Origin of the sequence: Streptococcus oralis, from assembly GCF_001579175.1 — a bacterium.
GTDB classification, from domain to species: Bacteria; Bacillota; Bacilli; order Lactobacillales; family Streptococcaceae; genus Streptococcus; species Streptococcus oralis_O.
The window spans coordinates 1-430 of the sequence record NZ_KQ970773.1 but is presented as its reverse complement, the minus strand read 5'-3'; the positions used below and the strand labels follow the sequence as shown (position 1 = coordinate 430).

Below are 430 nucleotides of genomic sequence, written 5' to 3'. Positions count from 1 at the left end.
ATTTAGTGCACTATCAACTGCCCCTGCCCCTAGACCATAGGGGATAGCCCATAGGCACAGCTGCCAATATTCTTGACAAAAAGAGAAACCAAATAGGGACAAAGCGGTTAGCCCTACCGAAACTGTAGTCACTCTAGCTGTAGAAAATTTATGAATTATTTTGTCTGCATTCAAAGAAGAAATTATTGTACAAACAGAAATAATCAGAAAGATGGAGCCTGCTCCGGTAATAGTTGAATTTAAGCTACGATACATATTTGGCCAAGCGCTTCCTAAAATAGCATCAGGTAAGCCTAAACTAATAAAGGCCAGATAGATGACTGCCAACAATAACGAAATCATTTAATTTTCCTTTTCAGATTGTTCTTCTTTTGATTTCTAGAATCTTGTTTTTTCCAATTGATTGAACTCCGTTCAGTATGAACGGGTC

At 37.9% G+C, this 430-nt stretch carries 1 protein-coding gene; it reads right to left on the bottom strand.

Translation table 11 applies throughout. From position 1 onward, the window contains the following. Nucleotides 1-342: MFS transporter (locus tag SORDD24_RS10585; RefSeq protein ID WP_419579789.1), on the bottom strand; the 342-nt coding region annotated here is incomplete at its 3' end. Between the last annotated feature and the right edge of the window lie 88 nt (nucleotides 343-430).